16 protein-coding genes and 2 tRNA genes are annotated in these 24,321 nt (G+C 33.5%); 7 read left to right on the forward strand and 11 right to left on the reverse strand.

The window, feature by feature from the left end:
• Window positions 1-116: 116 nt before the first annotated feature.
• Window positions 117-1,649, reverse strand: coding sequence for a GH3 auxin-responsive promoter family protein (locus ACZIYX_RS18670; protein WP_462683779.1), 1,533 nt, complete (start codon window positions 1,647-1,649; stop codon window positions 117-119).
• A gap of 147 nt (window positions 1,650-1,796) precedes the next feature.
• On the opposite strand from ACZIYX_RS18670, the gene ACZIYX_RS18675 reads away from it, so the two are divergent.
• A complete protein-coding gene (locus ACZIYX_RS18675) occupies window positions 1,797-2,591 on the forward strand; it encodes a DUF2797 domain-containing protein (protein ID WP_462683780.1) in 795 nt (264 codons plus the stop codon).
• Here the strand turns inward: ACZIYX_RS18675 and ACZIYX_RS18680 are convergent.
• The 8 genes from ACZIYX_RS18680 to ACZIYX_RS18715 all read right to left on the reverse strand — a co-directional run bounded on the left by ACZIYX_RS18680 (window position 2,588) and on the right by ACZIYX_RS18715 (window position 12,851).
• A complete protein-coding gene (locus ACZIYX_RS18680) occupies window positions 2,588-4,000 on the reverse strand; it encodes a pyridoxal phosphate-dependent decarboxylase family protein (protein ID WP_462683793.1) in 1,413 nt (470 codons plus the stop codon). The genes ACZIYX_RS18675 and ACZIYX_RS18680 overlap by 4 nt on opposite strands.
• Before the next feature lie 292 nt (window positions 4,001-4,292).
• Complete coding sequence (locus ACZIYX_RS18685) at window positions 4,293-4,955, reverse strand: LysE family transporter (protein ID WP_462683781.1); 663 nt, start codon at window positions 4,953-4,955, stop codon at window positions 4,293-4,295.
• Window positions 4,956-5,078: 123 nt separating this feature from the next.
• A complete protein-coding gene (locus ACZIYX_RS18690) occupies window positions 5,079-5,525 on the reverse strand; it encodes a hypothetical protein (protein WP_462683782.1) in 447 nt (148 codons plus the stop codon).
• Window positions 5,526-5,582: 57 nt separating this feature from the next.
• Window positions 5,583-6,860: a hypothetical protein gene (locus ACZIYX_RS18695; protein WP_462683783.1), complete on the reverse strand. Its 1,278-nt coding sequence runs from the start codon at window positions 6,858-6,860 to the stop codon at window positions 5,583-5,585.
• A gap of 507 nt (window positions 6,861-7,367) precedes the next feature.
• Window positions 7,368-7,805, reverse strand: a complete 438-nt coding sequence (locus tag ACZIYX_RS18700) for a hypothetical protein (RefSeq protein ID WP_462683784.1) — start codon at window positions 7,803-7,805, stop codon at window positions 7,368-7,370.
• Window positions 7,806-7,836: 31 nt separating this feature from the next.
• Complete coding sequence (locus tag ACZIYX_RS18705) at window positions 7,837-9,105, reverse strand: hypothetical protein (RefSeq protein WP_462683785.1); 1,269 nt, start codon at window positions 9,103-9,105, stop codon at window positions 7,837-7,839.
• Between the two features lie 189 nt (window positions 9,106-9,294).
• The gene (locus ACZIYX_RS18710) at window positions 9,295-11,928 is read right to left on the reverse strand and encodes an AsmA family protein (RefSeq protein ID WP_462683786.1); all 2,634 of its coding nucleotides are present in this window, start codon (window positions 11,926-11,928) and stop codon (window positions 9,295-9,297) included.
• Window positions 11,929-12,116: 188 nt separating this feature from the next.
• Entirely contained in the window at window positions 12,117-12,851 is a 735-nt protein-coding gene (locus tag ACZIYX_RS18715; RefSeq protein WP_462683787.1) for a queuosine precursor transporter, read from the reverse strand.
• An 80-nt stretch (window positions 12,852-12,931) separates the two neighbouring features.
• Between ACZIYX_RS18715 and folK the strand changes: the two genes are divergently transcribed.
• Both folK and ACZIYX_RS18725 read left to right on the forward strand, forming a co-directional pair.
• Window positions 12,932-14,059: a 2-amino-4-hydroxy-6-hydroxymethyldihydropteridine diphosphokinase gene (gene folK / locus ACZIYX_RS18720; RefSeq protein WP_462683788.1), complete on the forward strand. Its 1,128-nt coding sequence runs from the start codon at window positions 12,932-12,934 to the stop codon at window positions 14,057-14,059.
• Window positions 14,060-14,237: 178 nt separating this feature from the next.
• On the forward strand, window positions 14,238-15,167 hold the full coding sequence (locus ACZIYX_RS18725; protein WP_462683789.1) for a hypothetical protein: 930 nt from the start codon (window positions 14,238-14,240) through the stop codon (window positions 15,165-15,167).
• Window positions 15,168-15,560: 393 nt separating this feature from the next.
• Here the strand turns inward: ACZIYX_RS18725 and ACZIYX_RS18730 are convergent, their stop codons facing one another.
• Both ACZIYX_RS18730 and ACZIYX_RS18735 read right to left on the reverse strand, forming a co-directional pair.
• Window positions 15,561-19,286, reverse strand: coding sequence for a fibronectin type III domain-containing protein (locus ACZIYX_RS18730; protein ID WP_462683790.1), 3,726 nt, complete (start codon window positions 19,284-19,286; stop codon window positions 15,561-15,563).
• A gap of 400 nt (window positions 19,287-19,686) precedes the next feature.
• Complete coding sequence (locus ACZIYX_RS18735) at window positions 19,687-20,220, reverse strand: RNA methyltransferase (protein ID WP_462683791.1); 534 nt, start codon at window positions 20,218-20,220, stop codon at window positions 19,687-19,689.
• A 186-nt stretch (window positions 20,221-20,406) separates the two neighbouring features.
• On the opposite strand from ACZIYX_RS18735, the gene mutS reads away from it, so the two are divergent.
• The 4 genes from mutS (at window position 20,407) to ACZIYX_RS18755 (ending at window position 24,268) form a co-directional block, all read left to right on the forward strand.
• Complete coding sequence (gene mutS / locus ACZIYX_RS18740; protein ID WP_462683794.1) at window positions 20,407-22,998, forward strand: DNA mismatch repair protein MutS; 2,592 nt, start codon at window positions 20,407-20,409, stop codon at window positions 22,996-22,998.
• A 181-nt stretch (window positions 22,999-23,179) separates the two neighbouring features.
• A tRNA-Gly gene (locus tag ACZIYX_RS18745) sits at window positions 23,180-23,252 on the forward strand.
• A gap of 20 nt (window positions 23,253-23,272) precedes the next feature.
• A tRNA-Leu gene (locus tag ACZIYX_RS18750) sits at window positions 23,273-23,356 on the forward strand.
• 708 nt (window positions 23,357-24,064) lie between these two features.
• A complete protein-coding gene (locus ACZIYX_RS18755; protein WP_462683792.1) occupies window positions 24,065-24,268 on the forward strand; it encodes a hypothetical protein in 204 nt (67 codons plus the stop codon).
• The last annotated feature ends 53 nt before the right edge of the window (window positions 24,269-24,321 follow it).

The raw sequence follows: 24,321 nt of genomic DNA on the forward strand, positions 1-24,321 counted from the left end.
AAATACTTGTTTTTGTGTTAAAAAAGATAATTCTTACATAGTTTTTTTACGGTTAAACCGTAAAAAAAGACAATCCCTTATCTGTTATCTATAAAAATAATCCCTGCCATTTTTTATTACTCGTAATAAGAATTGGTTTTGTTTAAGCTAATAAGTTCTTCCATATATGTTCGCTTATTAGATAATCTGGGTATTTTATGTTGCCCTCCCAATTTATCATTCTTTTTAAGCCAGTCATAAAAAAGGTTTGGTCTTGCTATGCGTATTTGAGGAATACTAAGTGTTGTATTACAATACCTTTTTGCTTCGTAGTCACTATTGACTTGTTGTAAGTTTTGATCCAGGATATTTGTAAATTCATTGATGTCTTCAGGATGTTTTTTGAATTCTATGATCCATTCATGAGCACCTTTTTCTTTTCCTTTCATAAATATAGGAGCTACAGTATAATCTATAATTTCGGTATTGGTTGTCTGGATTGTTTTTCTTAGAGCCTCTTCGGCATTTTCGATGATAAGTTCTTCTCCAAAAACATTAATGTGGTGTTTGGTTCTTCCAGAAACCTTTATTCTATAAGGATTTGTAGAGGTAAAGCGTACGGTATCCCCTATTTTATAACGCCATAGCCCTGCATTGGTAGTAATGATTATAGCATAATTTTTTCCTATTTCTACTTCGCTCAAAGGGATGACTGTTTCATTGTCAGAACCATAGGTGTCCATTGGGATAAATTCATAAAAAATCCCATAATCCAGCATAAGCAATAGTTCTGAGGAGTCGTTATGATCCTGAATTGCAAAAAAGCCTTCAGATGCATTATATATTTCATAATATTTAAACGAGCTTTCGGGCAGGATTTTTTTATATTGATCCTTGTATGGTTCAAAATTTACTCCTCCGTGAAAATACACTTCAAGATTATTCCATATTTTGAAGAGGTTTTCGCTTCCAGTTGTTTCTAAAACTTGATTAAGCAAAACCAACATCCAGGAAGGAACACCTGCAAGACTGGTTACATTTTCCTGAATTGTCTCATTCACTATAGCCTTCATCTTAAACTCCCAATCACTCATTAAAGAAACTTCGTTGTTTGGAGTAGAACTATATTCGGCCCAAAAAGGCATATTGTCTATTATAATTGCCGAAAGATCGCCATAAGAAGTCCCGTTCTCTTTATACAACTCTTTACTGCCTCCCAATCGAAGGCTTTTTCCGGTGAATAATTTAGAATTTTCGTTGTTGTTTAGATACATACATAAAAGATCTTTTCCTGCAGCAAAATGACAGTCTTCCAAAGATTCTTCGCTAACAGGTATAAATTTGCTTTTGGAGTTGGTGGTACCACTTGATTTAGCAAACCATTTGATAGGTGTAGGCCAAAAAATATTATGTTCTCCCAGGCGACTTCGTTCGATCATCGCTTCATAATCTTCATAAGATCTTATAGGTACCCGTTCTTTAAAAGTTTCATAATTGCTTATAGTAGCAAAATCATAGCTTTTTCCGAACTCGGTATTTCTAGCCGTTTCTAATAGCACGTGCAATAGCTCTAGCTGAACCTCATTTGGGTATTTGAGGAACAATTCCATTTGATGAAAACGCTTTTTTAGAAACCAGCTGGCTATAGAATTAACTAATGGGATTGGCATTTTTTTAATGTATATTTAGCCAAAAATAGGACTTGCTCATTTTATTATAAAATTGAGATGCACTATTTTTGGTGCGTGTGAATTAAAAACTAAAATAATAAAAATAATTACATTCTTCTTATACTATAGTTATATAACAAGATTTTTATGCAATATACAGGAGTGCTTACAAAAATGCAGACAGAATTAAGAGATCCTATTCAATATTATCTAATTTTTGAATCAGATTTTATTAATATGAATCAATTACTGGATAAAAAAATCCATATTGAATTTGTAAAATACCAATGTCTTGGTTGTGGAGAAAATAAAAAGATATTCAGGCAAGGATATTGTTATGATGATTTTTATAATCAACCACAAGTAGGGGGTTGGGTAATGCATCCAGAGCTAAGTACTGCTCATTTGGGGATCGAGGATAGAGATATTGAGTTTGAAAAAAAAGCGCAACTTCAGCCACATATTGTTTATTTGGCCAATTCGAGCAATGTAAAAGTTGGGGTAACCCGAAAATCACAAATACCTACCAGATGGATAGATCAGGGAGCTCATGAAGCAATAGAGATTGTAGAAGTTCCTAACCGCTATTTGGCAGGTATTACCGAGGTTGCCCTAAAAGAAAAGGTGGCAGACAAAACGAATTGGAGGACTATGCTCAAAAATGAAATAGTAGATGAAAACCTGATCGAATTTAAAAATAAATTGAAGAGTTTTTTGCCAGAGGAAGTAAAGGAGTATTTTATAGAAAATGGAAAAGAAACAGAACTTCATTTTCCGGTGTTGCGATACCCGGATAAATTAAAAAGCCTTAACCTGGAAAAAACACCAGAGTTTACTGGTGTTCTTAAAGGTATAAAAGGACAATATCTTATTTTTGAAGACAATACAGTCTTTAATGTTAGAAATAATGAAGGGTATGTGGTTAATTTGAAGATTTCTTAAACAGCATTTTTTTGAATTAGTTCTATTTCTTCTTTTCCATATTGCTCACATTGTTGTAATGTGCTTTTTATATCATCAATAGTTGTTCTGGGGTTTATAAGGCACATTCTTAATACAGTCTGACCTTGTAAAATGGTGGTTACCAATAAAGCTTCTCTTGAAGCAACTATTTTTTTGGAAATATTTTGGTTAATATGATCGAGTTCTTTTTCAGATAAGTTTTGCCCAATAGGATTATATCTAAAATTAATTATAGCCAGCGTTGCCGGAGAGGTAATTTCCCAATAGATACTGTTTCTTAAAATTTCTTCTGTTTGCTCGGCAAGGTCTATATTGTATTGTATTGCTTTTTTGAAGGATTTTAACCCAAATGTTTTTATAGACATGTAAAACTTTAATGCACGAAAACGACGTGTCAACTGGATACCGTGGTCATAAAAATTAATTTCAGATTCATTTCCTTCAATATCTCTTAAATATTCTGGTTTTTCACTAAAAGTACTACTTAACCAGTTATGATCTTTGATTAATAAACAGCCTATTTCGTAGGGCTGATAAAACCATTTGTGGGGATCTACGGTTAGTGAGTCTGCTCGTTCAATACCTTTTAGAAGCTGTTTTCCTTTGTTCGATAAAATTGCAGCCCCTCCATAAGCACCATCTACATGCATCCATAAGTTTTCTTTCTCACATATATCTGCAATTTCGTTTAAAGGATCTATTGTTCCTGTATTTGTAGTTCCTGCAGAAGCTATAAAACAAAAAGGTATCAGGCCTTCAAGACGATCCTTTGCGATCACATTTTTTAATTTGTTCAAAGCGACTTTAAATTCTATATCTGTTGGGATGATCCTAATTTGTTCTTTTTTAAAACCAATTACTTTTATAGCTTTAATGTTTGAAGAATGTGCCTGATCTGACAGATAAATTATTGCTTTTGAAAAATCATCCCCGCATTTTATCCTTCGGGCTGTTACAAGTGCTGTAAGGTTTGCCATAGACCCGCCACTGGTAAATATGCCCCCTCCTTTTTTTGTAGGAAACCCAAAAATTTTAAGTAACCAATTCATTACTATTATTTCTAATTCTGCGGCAGCAGGAGAAGCTGCCCACCCTCCAGAAAATATATTAAACCCAGTGGCGATGGTGTCTGCCATAACACTTATATAGTTGCTTGGCCCTGGTACAAACGAATAGGATTTTGGGTGTGATACAATATTGCTGTTTGGTATAATAGTATTCATTACAAAATCCAAAACTTCATTTGCTGGCGTAGGTTCTTCAGGAATGTTTTCTGTAAATATAGAATCCATTTCTTCTCTGGAAGCAAATGTCACTGGTTTTTTTGTGTTTTGAGTTTCAAAATGATTTACAATATGATCGATGATTTTGTATCCATATTGTTGCATTTCTTCTTTTGATATTCTTAATTTAGAATTGAGGTTATCTGTAGTCACAATACAATATATTTTATTAAACTAGCCAACAAATATAGGATAGATGGTATGAAAATACTTGTATAAATATTCAAAAAAACAGTATTTTACACATAGCAGGAGTATTTAATCTATGAACTCATCTTGGCTTTTTGTTTTTAACCGAAAATGAGTTGAAATTCGACCAGATGAGGCACTTTTTGAAAGCTATAGCAGTGCTATGGGCAAGAAAAGTAACGAAATATGGGTGAATTTCAGCCATTTTTTAGGAAATAGAAAAAGTAAAGATGAGTTCTATAAATAATTTAATACTTTGAAAAATAGAAATAGCAACTAATACGATTCCTATAACTCTGAAAATTTTTGATTTTGATACTCCTTTTTGTTGCACCATTTTGTTTCCCCACCGGCCATAAAAAAATAAAGTCCCTGTTTTGCCCAAATAGATGCCAAAGAAAAAAAGAAGAAGAAAAAGTAATGGGATTTTGGGGGTAAGTTCAAAAATATATTTATTGACTATAGAAATGGATAGAATCCAGTAAAGAATTACAGGTGGATTTAATATAGCCAATAAAAACCCTGTTATTAGTTTTGAATCAGGGAGTTTGGTTTTTAAAGTGTTTTTATATTTCTGTTTTTGGTTTTTAAAGAGTATAAAGTAGATTCCAAGACTCAAAAAAAATATACTAAAAGTGATTTGTATCCATTGGTTATCTTGAAAAAAGGCAGACAGCTCTTTGCTAAAATTCAAAGCAAAAAGAGCTAGAAATAACTCTCCTGTACCTGCTGCAAATATTATATAAGATGCTTTTTTGATATTTTCTTTTACAGAGGTGTTAATAACTGCTATATTAACTGCCCCCAAGGGTAATGCTCCTGTAATAGATACAAAAATACCTGCCAAAAGATATAATAGTAATGATGTCATAAACACTTAGTAGTGGCAAATAAAATAATCTTACAACAAATACTTAAGATAAAAAAACAGGAGCAACAATTGTTGCCCCTAACCCTAAGTAAATATAATATTAAACACTTACAAATTATTTTCTTAAAAGTTGCCATTAATTCCTATTCTCATTTTCTTAATCACTTCTTCAAAATAAAGAATGGTCCAAATAATTTTTTCAGTATCAGCATACGGTACTAGTTCTTCTATAGTTTGTTTTGTTGTTTCTAAACTTTTTTGAGTAGACTGGGTATTGTTTCTAAGTATTTTAACATGCCTTGAATCTTCTTTAATGCCGATGTCATTTAATCTAACTCCCGGTTCATTAACCAATGATAAAAAGGGGAGTATAATCATTATTTCTTCGACCCTGTCTTGATATAGTTTTACCAAATCTCCTTTTTTTAAGTCTTGTAACTCATTGATCGTGTGAAATTTATTTATTTGGTCTCTTTGTGTAAAAAATATAGCATCTGTTGCTTCCTGGGCAAATATCGGACTTATAGTAATAAAAAGGATGAATATAAAATGGATTAATATTTTTGACATAATGTTTGTAGTGTGCTATTTGGGTTAAAATTGATTTTATATAACCAGAATTGAAATTTATTGCATTACCATATAATTGTTTAAAGATCGTTTTAATTGAAATTTTGGGGCAATAATACTATTAGGATCTCTAAATAAATCATTAACGCTTACAAATTTTTCTGTAAATCTATTATATTTTAAAATATCCAAAGTTCCATTAATTGTTTGATTGTTGGAGTCAATACCTTTGCCATGGATATTAAAAAAACTATTGTCCATCATAAAAGCTTTTTGGATTATGGCCAAAGATGTATACGACTGGTCAAATTTTACTACATCAGAGAAACCGGATATTTTAGAATTGTGTATATAAGTAATAGCAGAGTTAGAGGCTGATATAGCTGCTGTTGTATGTTGATAGTTAGTTTTGTCGGATAGATTGATAAGATTGGCATTGGTTATGGTAACGTCGGTTACTGCACCTGGTTTTAGGAGTCCTGTATCTACATTAAAACCATCTAATTTAATAGCATGTGATCCCTGGGGGCTGTTTATGTATGGATGTCTAATAGCAAGCACATTGTTTAGGTTGCCTTTAAAACCTTCAGATATTTGGTAATCATCTCCTTGTGCTTTAAAAGAAATTAATTTACTTATATTGTTTTTTCCTCCACGAATATTATAAGAGTCGTTTCCAGAATAACTTACCATTATGTCTTCTATGATAGAAGAAGTTCCTATGCCATATAATGATAATCCATTAGATCCTATTCCGTTTTTTGAAACATTACCAGAAAATTCGATTCTTACATATCTCAATATAGTAGTTTCTTCGTCTATTTGATTTCCTCCATATACAGAATAAACAGGGTCAAAACTACCCTCTATTATACCACTTCCGGATACGGTATTTACTTTTCCTGATCCTGCAATTATGATACCTCCCCAATCTCCACTATTTCTGGACCTGGATGCCTTGCTAGACGTAAAAACAATGGGATACGCTTTGGATCCTGCAGCTATTAGCTTTGATCCTTTGGTTATTATAAGATTTGCCGGATTTTCATAGTCACATCGTATTATAGTGCCTTCTTGTATGGTTAGGGAGGCTCCATTGGTTACATATACATTTCCAGATATTGAATAAACAATATCGTTTCTTAAGTATGTGTGATTTGAGATTATATTAGGCAATTTCTCTTCAGCTTCTGGATAACCAGTGTTGTTAGGAGCAAAATCTGTCCATCCTTTAAGCCATCTGTCATTGTTTTCATTAAAATCCTGAGCAGTAGCTGGGGCAGAATTAAATATTAGTAATAAAATAAAAGCTGTTAGTAGAGAACATCTTTTCATGATAGTAGTTTATTTTGGGGTTAAACTCTTTTGGAGGAAATTTCTTTCTGCCAATTCTGGAGTTACTAAGATAAAATACTTTTGATAAAGTTGGTTACGTTTTTACCGTAAACTTTATACGTTTGTCGATATTTTTGATTAAATTAATATAATATTATAAGTAAAATTCCTACATTTTATTTTTTTAAACAATTGAAATTTAAGGTATTATGTTTTGTGGTTATTTTTTTCTGCTTCTGTAAACAGTTTGGTGGTCCTGAGTTTTTTTATAAAAAAAAGGGGTGTTTTCCCTGCTGTTTTTACGTTGGTTTACAAGGAAATTGGCGCTCAAAATACTTGTCAAAAACAAAATAAAACCGACGAAATACACTTTGTGAAAAATATTTTTGTTTTTGTACATCATACTTTAACCCGGATTACCCGGGTTAAATAAAAAAAATCAACTATGCAGAATAGCTGATTTTTTTATTTAAATGATCCAATCGTAATTAAATTTGTGAAGAAAATTTAAAAATTTCCGTTGGTACCTATTCTAATCTTTTTGATAACCTCTTCAAAATACAAAATAGACCAAACTATATTTTCTGTATCGGCATAAGGTATAAATTCTGAAATAATATTTTTTGTGTTTTCAAGTGCATTAGTAATTATAGCATGGTGCTTATCAAGTGATTTTAAATGGTCCGAACTTTCTTTGATACCAATATCTGATAATTTAACCCCTGCTTCATTTGTTAAAGCCAAATAAGGTAGAACAATAGTAATTTCATTAATTCTTTCGGTATAAAGTTGTATTAAATCCCCTTTTTTTAAATCCTCCAGTTCATCTATTGTATGAAATTTGTTAATTAATTTTTTTTGATCAAAGAATACATTTTTTTTGCTTTGGGCAGAACTAATGCTTATTAAAAAAAGAGAAAAGAAAAGTGTACCAAGTAATTTCATTATCAAATAATTTTATTAAAAAGGTTTAAACTTATTGCATTACAGTATAATTCTCAGATTCTTTTAATGTGAATTTCGGATTTTGTTCATTAAACGGATCTGTAAATAAATCATCTGCATTTCTGAAGTTGTTTGTATACATATTGTATTTAAGTATATGATCTCCGTTTATTTTAGACTCGTGTTTTGTTATAACGGAGGTGCTGTGAACATTGAAAATACTATTTTCTAAAGAAAAATATTTTTGAAGATCAGAATAAGATTGGTACGTTTTGTCAAATTTAACAACATTAGCAAATCCGGATATTTGAGAATCGATGATGCTAATATTGGCCAGGTTTTTAGAAGAAATGGCAGCAGTAGTATGCATATAGTTACTTTGATCAGATAAGTTTATTAAGGTGGCATTTTTAATATGTATGTTGGATAAAGATTCTGGAATAAGAAATCCTTCGCTTTTGTCATAGCCATCTGCCTCAATAGCAAAAGAACCACTTGTGTCACTTATATACGGATGCCTTATAGCCAAAATATTATCCAGCTCTCCCTTGTATCCCAAAGTAAAATCATAATCATCGTCTTTTGCTTTATAAGAAATAAGATTATGCATATTTGCATTTCCCCCATAACACTCAAAAGAATCATCTGAAGAAAAACTTATCATAATGTTGTTCAGGATAGATTTATTTCCCAGGGCATAAAGGGATAGCCCATTTAATTCTTTGGATTGATTAATTTTTTTTCCGGCAAATTCAATTCTTACATAAGTCATTATTGTTGTTAGCTCATTTTCGTCTACTCCACCATATAATGAATATTGTGGCAAAAAATTTCCTTCTATAACTTTAGAAACAGCAGGCGAGTTAATTTTTCCCGACCCTGCAATAATAACACCTCCCCAATCTCCGGATTTTCTGGTTTTTTTAGGGTTATTTGAAGTAAATACTATTGGAGATCCTTTTGTTCCATTTGCAATTAATCTTGCCCCTTTTGTAACAATCAAACTGGTTTCGTTTTTTACATCACATCTTATAATTGTGCCTTCTTGTATCGTTAAAGTAGCATTGTTAATTACATATACATTTCCGGACATTAAATAGGTTATATCATTTTTAAGATATAAATCACGATCAATAATATTAGGGAGTATTTCTTCTGGTTCAGGGTATTCTTTGTTATTAGGATCAAAACTTGTCCATCCTGTGGTCCAGGCCATTTGATTGTCGTCAATCTTTGTTTGTGAAAAAGACATGAAACAAAGAGAACAACAAACAACCAATATAATATTATTTAATTTCATAATTAGGGGGATTTAATATTGAGGTTAAAATTATGATTATATGTATAGTTTTATTGTAGTTGATATATTACTAAATTGTTAACCTGGTTTTACCAAATTTATTGTGATAGATAATAATAACCCAAAACCCCTCTTTATACTATAAAGAGGGGTTTTGGGTTATGTTAAACAAACAATTATAAATACGTTTTAGTTGTTGTTTGTTTTGGTAGAGTCCTTTTTCTTCTTTTTGCCAAAAAAACCACCAAGAATATCTTTTGCAGTATTTTTTAGGGTTTCTTCGGTATTTGTTTTAGCAGAGTCTTTTTCTTTTTTGGACCCCAGTAAATCCGATAGGATTTCTGTGCCTTTATCTTTTATTTCCCCTTTAACTTTCTCTTTTTTCTTTTCTACTATTTGTTGGGTGAGCTGCTTTATTGCCTGCCCCGGATTTAAGTCTATTTTTGGGTTGGTAAAATTACCAGAAATACCTATTGGTATACCCACAGTCATTGCACTGGCTTCTTTTTCATCAAGTTGGGACATCAGGTTTCCTACGTCATTTCCTAAATATTTGGCAGGAACGTCAAGTTTGACAGTATAATTCATATTTTGATCAAATCCATGCTCACCTCCGGCAGTAATCTTTATTCCTTTTACATCAAATTCAAAAGGTTTCACATTTACTTTTCCGTCATTAAAACTTAGATTGGTTTTGATCGCTTTTAGGTTTAACTGATCTATGTCTATAAAGTTAAGTTGGTTATCCAGTTTGGATAAAAACGGGGTTTTAGTAGTAGAAACTTGTGCGTTTAGGATTTCGGCAAGGGCTTCTCCTTTTAATGAAGTTAAAACAGGGATAAGGTTCTCATTTAAGTTACCATTTAATTTTACGGTAGTATTAAGGTTACCTGTAAGTGCTTTTGCAATAGGAGCAAGGTTTTTTATTAAATCCAGATTATTAAAAGATTTTACGATATCTATTTTACTTAAATCCAAAGCCATATCAAAAGTGGGCACTTTGTTTTTGGTAGAAACATTACCGTTAAGTGCAATACCACCATCAAAGATATTAGAGCTTACATTTTCTAAAAAAGCGGTTTCCTCTTTTATTTTTACAGTTCCTTTTGTGTTTTCTAATTCCAGATTGTCATAGTATACCTTTTTAGAATTAAAATTTAGAGTGGCATCCAAAAATGAAGGAATACGCATAGTTTCATCTTCGGTAGTTTTTTTTGTATCAGAGCTTGCTACTTTGTCTTCAGGTTCTTCTTCACTAACCATAAAATCATCTACTGCAAAAACATTAGAATTAACATCAAAATTTCCTTTTAAATCTTGTTTAGCAAATAAAAAGCCCATTAAGTTTTGTATAGTTCCTGTGGCATTAAGGTCTGATCGGCCTGTGGTTGCCTGCATTTTGTCTAATGTGATAGTTTCAGGATTAAAACTCACATTAGCACTTTCTATTTTTATTTCATTTGGGGTATCGGCAGAAGTGTATGCAAATTGAGATATGCTGGCTGTTCCTGAGCTTTTTATGTTTTGATACTGTTCTTTTTCTAAAGATTGCATATCAAAATTGGTTTTTACATCTGCTTTAACAATACCGTTTAGCTTTTCTTCAAGTTGCAAAGGATATGCCTGATTTAAGTTCGCCAAATTTAATGTACCTTTTAACATCATGTCTACTATCATGTTTTTTGTAAGGTTTTTTAAGCTACCCTTTGCTGCAAAGGAATCCTGATCTATTTTAAAAGTTAAGTTATCGATATTAACATAGGTGTCATCTGCTAATCCGGTATCGTTCTTGATTTGCGTATTTATATTAATATTTTTAACTCCTTTGGGTAAATCGGGATATTGAAAAGAAGCATTGTTGGAAACAATTTTAATATCCATTTTTGGGATATAGGTATCATCAGATTTTCCTTTAATAATACCATCAATTAAAAAGTCTCCGCTGGTTTGTATTCCATCCAGATTTTTAACATACGCTTCGGGAATCACTGCCAAAAAATTCTTGAAATCAGACGATGGTGTTTTAAAACTTAGATCTACATCTGTATATTTTTCGAACAATTGAACGTATCCCGAAAATTCGAGTGGTAATCGATTAATTAATGCTTTGTTTTCTTTGAAAGAATATTTTTGATTTTTAAGATCCAATTCTATTTGAGCATCAAGCTGCAGTTTGTTTTTATTTAGGTACTTAGTGTTATCAAGGCTAAACGATGCTTCGGTATTAGTTTTTGTATCTAAAATTATTTTTTCTCCAGATACAGACCCATCTCCACTATGATTAAGCTCTGTCATAGATAATATAGTTTTACTTACATCATCTTTAAATAATATTTTACTGTTATTTATTTCATAATGATCTAAAGCAAAACTAAAAGAGCCTCCATTGTCTTTTTCTTGTGGTGTATCTTTAATGTCTTGTTTTTTGGCAATATCTATATTAGAATTTCCCAAAGAATCTGTTTTGATAGCAATATTGGCCTCGTCAATGATTATTTTTTTTACACTAATAGGTTCAGATGCACTTTTAAACAATTCTTTTACAGACATATCCAGAGCAATTCTTTTTGAATATGCTAACGTATCTCCTTCAAAAGGAGCATGGTTTATTACAGAAAAATTATCAATAACTACAGATGCCTGAGGAAAACTTCTGATAAGACTAATGTCTATGTTTGCGAAATCTACTTTTGCATTTACATGTTCATTTACAAGGTAGCGTACTTTATCCTGTATGGTACCTTTAAACAAAAACGGGATAGAAATAATAGCTATAATAAGTATTAATATAAAAATACCAAGAATTTTGAGGGCTTTTTTCATCTGTTTATATATTGTTTTTTAAATAATAAAACTTGTGTTTAGGATGGTCTGTCTATACTTTATACAAATAGTTGCAGGTGATTTCAAATTTATTAATTCTGTTTATTTCATCATAAAATAATTTTAAGATAAAGTAACGATATACAAAGATAGGTGTTACATTTTTTAAGTTAACTATTTGTTAGGTTTTAAATTTCTAGGGCTAATTCTTCTCCTTGTTTTAATTGAAATCGTTTTCTTATTAGGTACACACACAGGTATAAAACAGGGGTGTCCAAAGCAGCTACTAAGACCTTAAATAAAAAACCATTTAGTAGTAATATTCCAAAACGATCCCAGTGTAATATCCCAAAAGAACATAATAATAAAAGAACAGTTAAAGTATCTATAAACTGAGAAGAAAAAGTGGAAAAATTATTTCGTAACCATAGATGTTTTCCTTTGGTAATTCGTTTCCAGAAATGAAAAACCTGAATATCAATATACTGAGCAAAAAGATATGCCATCATCGAAGCTAGTACAGCAATTGCAGTAGCGCCAAAAACCTGATTAAATAGTTGGTCGTTTATAGGAGACCATGTAGTTGCAGGGACTATAGAAGAAACATAAACAATAAGTAACCCAAAGAATGAGGCAAAAATACCAGCAGTAACAACTTGGTTAGCTTTTCTTTTTCCAAAAACCTCACTTATAATATCTGTAATCAAAAAAGTAATAGGGTATGGTAAGATGCCAACAGAAATTTCAAAAGTATATAGTCCAAAAAAATCCCAATAAAAGAATTTCTGAAATATTAAGTTAGATACCACTAATGAGGATATAAAAAGGGCACCCAGAATAAGATATATTTTATAAGCAGTGCGTTTGTCTTTAAGGGATAGAGTAGTTTTGACCAAAATAATAGTTAATAATAGTTCATACAAAAATAAGGTGAAGTGGTTTTGTTTTGTTTAATTTGCTCTTAAAATTAAGTAGTTCTTGTCAAAATATAAATTTTCCAATCTTGAAAACACCCAATCTTATACATATTTCATTAGGGAGTAATATAGGAAATCGTTTAGATTTCATTCAAAAAGCAGTTAACGAAATATATAAAATGATTGGAGATGTAGTTTCAATATCCAGTGTATATCAAACACCCGCATGGGGGTTTAATAGTCACGATTTTTATAATATTTGTATTGCAATACAGACTAATATGTCAGGAATTGAGGTATTAGATATTTTATTAAAAATTGAAAAGACATTAGGACGTAAAAGAACAGATAGTAATGGATATCAGGCAAGAACAATCGATTTGGATATTATTTTTTCTTCAGAAGGAATTATAACAACTGAAAAGCTTATGTTACCTCATCCAGCAATGCAAGATCGAAAATTTGTATTAGAGCCATTGGTAGATATAGCAGGAGATGTAGTACATCCAAAACGGAAACAAACCGTAAAAAGATTATTAGAGACTACTTCGGATAATTCAAAAATAACACGACTTAAAGATAGAGTGGTATTTCCTAAAGATGCTTATAACTTATCCCGATTTCAGTATCTTACCATAGAGGGGAATATAGGTGCCGGCAAGACAAGTTTGGCACAGTTAATCGCTAAAGAATTTAATGCAAAACTTATTCTGGAACGTTTTGCAGATAACCCGTTTTTGCCAAAGTTTTATGAAGATATGGAGCGTTATGCTTTTCCTTTAGAAATGTCTTTTCTTGCAGATCGTTATCAAAGGTTACAAGAAGATATAGCGCAATTTGATTTATTCAAAGATTTTGTAGTGAGTGACTATGATGTGTTTAAATCTTTGATTTTTGCTAAAGTTACTTTACAATCCGATGAATTTATGTTGTACAAGAAAGTTTTTGATCTTATGTACAAAAATTTAGCAAAACCAGGTATGTATGTGTATCTATATCAAAATACAGAACGCCTTTTGCAAAATATAAAAAAGAGAGGGAGAGACTATGAACAAAAAATACCTGCGGAGTATCTGGATAAAATTAATAAAGGATATCTGCAATTTATAAAATCTCAATCAGAATTTAATGTAAGAGTTATAGATGTATCAGAAATGGATTTTATGGCAAATAGGTCTGATTTTATATCTATTGTTGAAAAAATAGCACAATAATTTAGGTCTATAAATTAAAATTTATGTATTGCTTATAAAATAATATATAAACAAACTAGTTTTTGGATAGATGCGTTTCTTGTTAACATGATTTTTAACCTGTTTTATAGATGGTTAAGGACTAATAAAAGGCTTTTTTTCCTTATTTTTAATGCTATTAATTAAACACACAAACTCCATGGCACAATCTTCTAACTCAGAACGACAATTAATAACAATATTAAAGCTATCCACCTTTTTAATTTTTATAGGCAGAGCTTATCAACACATTGTTTGGGATGCTCCATATCGAGCCTTTTTATGGGATGAAGGCATCCTGAAAGGTGTAATTGAAAATATTTTTGGAGTATCCTGGAATGAGTATGTAACCAGTCTTTCTGCAGCAAGCACAATTTCATTTTCTATAAAAACAATAGGGGTATTTTACCTTATGTGTGCTATTGCTACGTTACTTATAAAACCAAACATGAAAAGGTTGGGCAAACTCTTTTTAATAGGAGGAAGTATTGGTCTTTTTGTTCTGGCACTTTTATATTGCAAAGAAAAATTTTTTCATGTAGGACAGTTTTTTGAATATACTATTCAGTTTTTAAGCCCGGTATTATTATACTTAGTTTTATTTACTACTGTTGAGTTTAAAAAAATACGTTTGATTGCGCTAATTGCAATTGCATTAACCTTTAGTTGCCATGGATTGTATGCTGTGGGATACTATCCAAGACCGGGTAGTTTTATAGATATGACGTTAAATTCATTGCCTATGAACGAACCAAGTGCACACTTACTTCTTAAAATAGCAGGGATACTCGATTTTGTAATCGCAATAGCTATTTTTATCCCCAGGATTTCTTATGCAGCTCTGGTGTATGCATTTATTTGGGGAGGACTTACCGCTATAGCACGTTTGGTAGGGCATTTTCATGTGGACTTCTTAGGAAATACTTTTAGTCAATGGACCTGGGAGGTGCTAATAAGACTACCGCATGCTTTGATCCCTTTATTTGTAATGGTAGCGGATCGTCCTGGTTTAAATCTAATAAACAAATTGTTTTTCAGAAAAGACTTGCAAAATATTTCCTATACTGCCGATGCTACAGAGCAAGCCTGATTATGAGTTTTTTATAAGACGTTTTTAGATAAATATACTTTCATATTTAACCCTGTCACAGGTATATTGAATATTTCAACTAAGTATGTAGACTTGTACAACAAGAGTCGTATGGGGGCTATCATGCACGGCCAGTGCCTGGGGTAAGCACCACTTTGTTTGCTCAATACAAAAATGTTGGAGACAAGTATAAAAAAACACTGCTTATATATCAAAATGCAAGGATTCTTAAAAAATGAAAAAACTAAGCTCTGTTTCTTAACTTAAGTGAATGATACTAAGCTTTATTGTAGCTGATACCCGTTCAATAAAGTGTGTTTGAATAAAAAAGGCTGCCCGAAAATTGGACAGCCTCTTATGAAAAAAAACCAAAAAACTAAAAGGGGAGTATTCCTATTTTTTAATAAACTTTTTACTTACTTCTCCTTTTTTTGTTTTGACTACTATAAAATAAACTCCGGCATTTAAGTTGTCAATAGGGTGTTTAACTATTTTAGAGTTTAGAACAATTTTGTCAACTTCACGCCCAAACATATCCCTGATTATAGCTTCAGAACTGTGTGCTTCTGCATAGTTTACATATTTAACATGTAATACACCAGATTCTATAGGATTGGGATACATACTTAGGCTATCTTTAGCATGGTTGTCTTCCGTATCCATAGTAGTATTTCTGGTAGTAGAAGCAACAGAAATAATCTTAACATTGTCAATAGCAATATCACTACTCCATCCTGACCCTGTAGTAGCTTTAAATTGCAACAGGATTACAGAGCCAGTATAAGCAGTAAGTGCAACACTGGCTTGGTTCCAGGCATTTCCCTGACTTCCGTTTTGTGACCATACAGAGGTATAGCTTGCTCCGTTATCGGTGCTTACCAGTATTTGTAAAGATCCCATTGCAGTACCCTGCATGTGGTATCCAAAATCCAGGGATGCGTCGGGTACACTGCTAAGATCAATACAAGGACTGTTTAACAATGCAGTTTTATTAGGGCTTCCCGCAGGGGTTACATTGGTAGAAGCTTCGGTGTATAAATAAAAAGATCCATCTTGCCCTGTAGCAGGTCCCGTGCCACTAGAGGGTGTTCCCCCGGAGTCTCTTGTCCAGTCGATATCATCACCGGTAGCATTGGTCCAAACCCCAAGGTTAGTTTCAAAACTTTCGCTATACGGGTAACTATTGATGCCTGCACAGGCAGGAGTACCTGATGTAGTAACAGTAACCGCGGTACTGTTTGCAGATACATTACCTGCTGCATCTTTTGCTTTTACCGTAAAGCTATAGTTGGTTTCGGCAGTAAGACCTGTTACGGTAAAACTTGTTGTAGCAGATGTGCCGATACTGGTAGTGCCACGAAATATCTCATATTCAATCACTCCTACGTTATCTGTAGAGGCATTCCAACTAAGGTCTGCCGTAGTTTGGGTTATGCCAGAAGCAGACAGGTTTGTTGGTATGGTTGGTGCTTGTGTATCGGGGGTAACAGAAACAATCTTGATATTGTCAATAGCAATATCGCTGCTCCATCCTGATCCTGTAGTAGCTTTAAACTGTAACTGGATTACAGAACCAGCATAAGCGGTAAGTGCAACACTGGCTTGGTTCCAGTCATTTCCCTGACTTCCGTTTTGTGACCAGATAGAAGTATAGCTTACTCCGTTATCGGTACTTACCAATACTTGCAAAGATCCCATGGCAGTACCCTGCATGTGATATCCAAAATCCAGGGATGCGTCGGGCACACTGCTAAGATCAATACAAGGACTGTTTAACAATGCAATTTTATTAGGGCTTCCCGCAGGGGTTACATTGGTAGAAGCTTCGGTATATAAATAAAAAGATCCATCTTGCCCTGTAGCAGGTCCCGTGCCGCTAGAGGGTGTTCCCCCGGAGTCTCTTGTCCAGTCGATATCATCACCAGTAGCATTGGTCCAAACCCCAAGGTTAGTTTCAAAACTTTCGCTATACGGGTAACTATTGATACCTGCACAGGCAGGAGTTCCTAATGTAGTAATACTAACAGCCGTACTATTTGCAGATATATTTCCTGCTGCATCTTTTGCTTTTACCGTAAAGCTATAGTTGGTTTCTGCAGTAAGACCTGTTACGGTAAAACTGGTAGTAGCTGATGTGCCGATACTGGTAGTGCCACGAAATATCTCATATCCAGTCACTCCTACGTTATCTGTAGAAGCTGTCCAGGATAAATCTACCGTAGTTTGAGTTATGTTAGAGGTAATTAAATTTGTGGGTATTGTTGGTGCTTGTGTGTCTGGATTTGGAGTTAATGTAGTAACATTAACCACATTGCTGTTTGCAGAAACATTGCCTGCTGCATCTTTTGCTTTTACCGTAAAACTGTATCCGATATCGGGGGATAATCCTGTTACATTAAAACTGGTAGTAGCTGTTTTACCTATACTGGTAGCTCCCTGAAATACTTCGTATCCTGTAACACCAACATTATCTGTAGATGCTGTCCAGGAAAGTGTTGTACTGTTAGTAGTTGTGTTTGATGAAGTAAGATTAGCAGGAGCGCTGGGTGCTTGTGAGTCAGAATTAGAGACAATGCCATTTATTACTAAAGAGAAATCTTGCCCCCCATTGGTTAAAGTGCCTTTGTGGGTTACCGTTACAGTATAAGTTCCTGCGGCTAAAACGGCATCTATTTTTTCTACATTATCTCTAAAATTGTCACCTCTTTGAGCAGGATCTGTGTAATTATTAAAACTTCCGTTGGGAACCATAATCCAGGGAGAATAAATGTCATTGTTTCTGGATACGCGAACATCTAAGTCATTAACTAAAACCGGATTATTTCCCGAACCTACAGCTCCTGCGGGATCGTTCCAGGCAATAACTAATGCCAAGGGGGTTGTTCCATCAGAAACAATGGTCTTTGTATAAGTTCCGCCATTGTTTAATGTTAATTCATTCATAAAAGAAGAATTTCCATTGTTGCTTATTACCTCAGCTGCTTTTTCGGCATTTATCAATCCCCAGCCACTTCTAAAATCGGGGCCATCGTTTGCCCCAACTTCATCTGCGGTATTTATTATTAATGCCTTAGCCGTAGCAGCTCTCATGTATGCCCCATTCAGGTTTTTATAATGCTCTTGTAATAAAGCAATAGTTCCTGTGGTAGCAGGAGTAGACATAGAAGTACCGGTTTTAGTACTATAGCTTGTATCACTACCAAAGTCTGATGAGTATACTCCGACACCATTATTGGTGATATCGGGTTTAATTCTCCAGTCATTAGGGGGGCCGTAAGAACTCGAATTAGCCATAGTTACCGAAGATGGACCTGTGTAGTTAAGAACATCGTTTGAGTTGGCTACTACAAACAGGTTTTTTGCTAATTGATTACCATGTATAGTGTTGTAAGGGCTGCCGTTATTTCCTGCAGATTTACAATGTAAATAGAAAGGAGCATTATAGGTAACATCATCCATGTCACGAGCATTGGCATCATAAACACCAGAAGTACCAGAAGGAGTGTTGGAGTTATTTGCCAATATACCACCAGCAGCAGCAAATGCAGCAGCTTCAGATACCATTCCTGATGCGGTGTAATTTTTTATAGTAGCTCCGGATGCCATTCCTCTGGCAGCAGGGTCAACACCTGCAGCAATCAAGGTGCCTCCCGTATGGGTTCCATGACTGCTAGGAGATCCGCCATCTCCCCCATTAGAAGCGCGACCACCAAACTCTTTATGGGTAGGTCTGGCATAACCACTCTCCCATACCCCAATTTCTATTCCTGCTCCGGTAAGATTAAGTCCGGAAGATCCTCCTGCCCATATTTTGTCTGTTCGCCCTGTAATAGCAGCATCTGTATTATCATCATACGCATATACAGGTTCTCCCTTATCGGTAAAAGAAAATAAAACTCCAAGTCTTCCATCTTGGCTAGTTACCATTTGGGGAATAGTATTTTTAAATTTAGCTTTTTGAGAATTAAACTGGTTTTTAGATTTTGTAGCAATTTCTAAAAGAGCTTGTATATTACTCTGGCTTTTTATACTCTCACGGTCATTACTGTTTTGTGCATTAATACACATAGAAAACAATAAAAAAGGGATAAAAAGAAAAGTATTTTTCTTTGATTTCATAAGTTTGGTTTTAATAATTAAGATGAAGTGATTATAAAATTTGTTTCCTTGACAAAGAATTTAACTTATTGGGCTTTGCCTTAAAAGTAACATTCATTGTCACAGATATAGCTAAAAATTACCCCATATTAGTATTATATTGAAAAACAGTAGTGTCTGAAAATACTTGGATCAAGAAAAAGAAATTTCTGTTTTTGGGATAGAGTGCCTTGAGTTTGCATAGCCTTGTAGTTATAATTAAAATAATAGTGTTTACATAATTAAGACGTATAAAATAAGGTTATCCCCTAGTTGAATATATTTTTATAAAAAAAAGTAGTGTGAATGGTTAGGAATGTCAAGGTTGCTGATAAGCCAGAAGAAGAGTATCTGGCTTTAGTGTTTTTTGAGATAGTTGTTTTTATAATTTATTAAATAAATCCCAAATTACAATACCACTGCTAACCGATATGTTTAAAGAATGTTTACTCCCGTACTGAGGAATTTCTATAACACTATCACTTTCTGAAACAACTTGTTGTTGCACCCCTTTGACTTCGTTGCCAAAAATAACAGCATATTTTTGATTGGATTCTGGAGTAAAATTATGTAGTAAGATTGCATTTTCTGCTTGCTCAACAGATACAACTTTTATATCTTGAGATTTAAGATCCCGGACTAATTGTAAAGTATCTTTTTTATGTTCCCAATCTACAGTATCTGTGGCACCTAGTGCCGTTTTTTGAATATCTTTATGAGGAGGGGTAGCAGTGATCCCACACAGATATATTTTTTCAATCAAAAAAGCATCTGCAGTTCTAAACACAGATCCAATGTTGTTTAAACTTCTAATGTTATCCAAAATAATAATTAATGGCGTTTTTTGGGAAGCTTTAAACTCTTCTACCGTTTTACGGTCGAGTTCGCTGTTTTTTAGTTTTCTGTTGTTTTTCATCGTTGCAAAAATATCATTTATTCGTTAGATCATTCTTTCATTTTTTAATTCAAATACGATTGTGAATAAAAATGAATAACTACTCAATAGGATATTTTAAAAAAAATAGAAGAATAACTACTTTAGCGGGATTCACAAAATTATACTTCATTGGCAGCAAAAGACGATAAAAAGGTAACTCCATTAATGAAACAGTACAATGCTATCAAAGCAAAATATCCTGATGCTTTGCTATTGTTTAGAGTAGGAGATTTTTATGAAACTTTTGGAAAAGATGCGATTAAAGCAGCAGCTATTTTAAATATCGTTTTGACCAAAAGAGGAAATGGAAGTGAAAATGAAACCGCATTGGCAGGGTTTCCGCATCACTCTTTAAATACTTATTTGCCAAAACTGGTTAAAGCAGGAGAGAGGGTTGCTATTTGCGACCAGTTAGAAGATCCAAAACAAACCAAAACTATAGTAAAAAGAGGGGTAACAGAATTGGTTACCCCCGGAGTAGCCCTTAATGATGAGGTTTTACAAAGTAAAACCAACAATTTTTTATGTGCTTTACATTATGGAAAAAAAGAATTAGGGATTGCTTTTTTGGATGTTTCTACAGGAGAGTTTTTGACAGCACAAGGTGATATTGCACATATAGATAAGCTGTTACAAAACTTTAATCCCAGTGAGGTGCTGATTTCTAAACCCAAAAAGAAGCATTTTGAAGAAGATTTTGGACATGATTTTCACACTTTTTTTATAGAAGACTGGGCTTTTAAAACAGATTATGCAGACGAAACAGTAAACAAACATTTTGGTACAAAAACATTAAAAGGTTTTGGGATAGACCATTTGCAGGAAGGGGTTATTGCAGCAGGAGTAATCCTGCATTATCTTAATGAAACACAGCATCATAAATTACAGCACATAACCATAATACAGCGTATTGCCGAAGATCAATATATTTGGATGGATCGTTTTACGATTCGAAATCTTGAATTATACCACGCTAATGCTGCTAATGCAGTAACTCTTTTAGATATTATAGATAAAACGATTTCTCCAATGGGGGGGCGTACCTTAAAAAGGTGGTTGGCATTACCTCTTAAAAATATTTCTGCTATTACAAAACGACATGAAGTTGTACAGTTTTTTTTGGACAATGTAACACTACATCAAAAAATCAGGCATCAAATCAAGCAGATTGGTGATATAGAACGATTGATTTCTAAAATAGCTACCGGAAAAGTTAATCCAAGAGAAGTTATTCAGCTTAAAAATTCTTTAGAAGCTATTGTACCTATAAAAATACAAGCATCTAACAGCAATAATGATGCCTTAAAAGTAATAGGAGATACCCTTCATGATTGCGAGTTGCTTCGTAATAAAATCAAAGAAACTTTAAATGAAGAAGCCCCGGTAAATATTATAAAAGGAAATGCTATTGCAAACGGGTATCTGGAAGAATTGGACGAGTTGCGATCTATTGCTTTTTCAGGAAAGGATTACCTGGATAAAATGCTGGAAAGAGAAACAAAAAATACAGGGATTACTTCTTTAAAAATAGCATCAAACAATGTATTCGGGTATTATATAGAGGTTCGCAACACACATAAAGATAAGGTTCCGGATACCTGGATTCGTAAACAAACTTTGGTAAGTGCAGAACGTTATATTACCGAAGAACTTAAAGAGTATGAAAGTAAAATTCTTGGGGCAGAAGAAAAAATCCTGGCTCTCGAACAACAACTATTTGCCGATTTAGTAATCTGGATGCATGAGTATATACAACCAGTGCAGCTTAATGCTACTTTGATAGGGCAATTAGATTGTTTATGCTCTTTTGCCCGGTTAGCTACAGAAAACCAATATGTGCGGCCTTTGATAGATGAATCTTATAATCTCGAAATAAAAAATGGGCGTCATCCCGTAATAGAAAAACAACTCCCTCCCGGTGAACAATATATTGCAAATGATGTAAGATTAGATAGAGATACACAACAAATAATTATGATTACCGGTCCGAATATGAGTGGTAAATCAGCAATATTAAGGCAAACAGCTTTAATTGTACTATTGGCGCAAATGGGTTGTTTTGTTCCGGCCGAAGAAGCAAGAATAGGGTTGGTAGATAAAATATTTACCAGAGTAGGAGCCAGCGATAATATTTCTATGGGTGAATCTACATTTATGGTAGAAATGAATGAAACAGCAAGTATTCTTAACAATATATCAAACCGTAGTCTGGTATTGTTAGATGAGATAGGCAGAGGAACAAGTACTTATGACGGGATATCTATTGCATGGGCAATTAGTGAGTTTTTACACGAACACCCTGCAAGACCAAAAACATTATTTGCTACGCATTATCACGAATTAAATGAAATGTGTGAAACCTTTGGGAGGATTAAAAATTATAATGTATCTATTAAAGAATTAAAAGATACCGTGCTTTTTTTACGTAAACTGGTTCCCGGAGGTAGCGAACATAGTTTTGGTATTCATGTAGCAAAAATGGCAGGAATGCCCCAACAAGTATTGAACAGAGCAAATAAGATGCTTAAAAAGCTCGAAAAATCCCATAGTAGTGAAGAGCTTACCGATAAAATTAAGGAAGTGCAAGAGGAAGATGAATTACAATTAAGTTTTTTTAATTTAAATGACCCCTTGTTAGAAGAAATTAAAGAAGAAATACTAGGAATTGACATAGATACGCTTACTCCGGTAGAAGCATTGATGAAGCTTAACGAGATTAAACGTATGTTAACCAGGAAGAAAGCTTCTCAAATGTAATTTTTTTTATTCTTTTTTCAAAAAAGACTTTGGTATTACTATAATTGTATTAAATTTGCATCCGCAATGAGGAATTGCAAAGTTCATTAAACATAACGAAAAATAGCTTCTCAGAGTTTTGGCAGAAGACCTTTGAACGTAATAAAACGTTTTTATCTCTAAAAGCTGTTTTCTATAGTATGCGAAAATAGCTCAGTTGGTAGAGCGCCACCTTGCCAAGGTGGAGGTCGCGGGTTCGAATCCCGTTTTTCGCTCTAAGAAAAAAACATACCAAGCTGAAGTGGTGGAATCGGTAGACACGTTGGACTTAAAATCCAATGGCCATTAGGCCGTGCGGGTTCAAGTCCCGCCTTCAGTACTTAACCCTCTTAATCTTTGATTAAGAGGGTTTTTTGTTTTTATATGTTTGCAAGAGAGGATATTTTATGCAAAGCAAAACCGATATATAGTTCTATGGCAAATACTCTTGTGTTTTAAATCATTGGTTAAATTTTTAACCCTGAAGGTTAAAAATTTGACTTACAGAGTTAAACGTTTAACCCGCAAGGCAGACCGTTTAACCCAATAGACCAAGTGACGCGTCTTTTTGACGAAGCGTTTAACAACGAGAATCAAAAATGCAATCAGGGGAGTTGAATTTTTAACCCAAGACCTTAAAATTTGAACCCTCGGGGTTAAAATTTCGACCTGCTGTGTTGAATTTTCTGTTTTTGAGGTCAAAATTTTCGTCTTTTTGACCAAACAGAAGGTCTTTTGAGGTAAACACACCTGTTTTATTATTCCGGATTTGATCCAAAATCTATAATTATGGGATTCTGAAACAAAAAACTTACTTCTGGCTTATACGCTTTACAAAAAGGAGCGGTTTATTTATAAATTCTTTGGATAGCCTTTGTAACTTTTGTTTTTTATATAAGCCAGACCCACTTATACAAGTACCCCTGCCCACTTGATAAGTACCCCGGGGTACTACAACTGTTAAAGCTCGCGGTAACTTTGTCAGTTCACCCACTTGCTTAACAGGGGTAGGGTACTTCAAAACCGGGAGCTTCATGCAGCTTTGTCAGTGTATCCACTTGCGGTTGCAGGTATACCCGCTTCATTACCGCGTGGGATAGGCAGATTTGCTGTTCATACTACAAATTTTGGGGTACAACTTATCTTTTTTGTGGGAGATACTACAAAAATGGATATCCTGATTCCTTTTTTGGATATACAACCTAAAAAATATTTACTATCTCCTTATACCTTAATATGTTCTATAAAGTAAAAAGCAAGAACCCCGTAACTGGTCGTTTACGGTTCTTAGAGTTGTTAGACCAA

The sequence above is a fragment of the Aquimarina sp. genome (assembly GCF_977115655.1).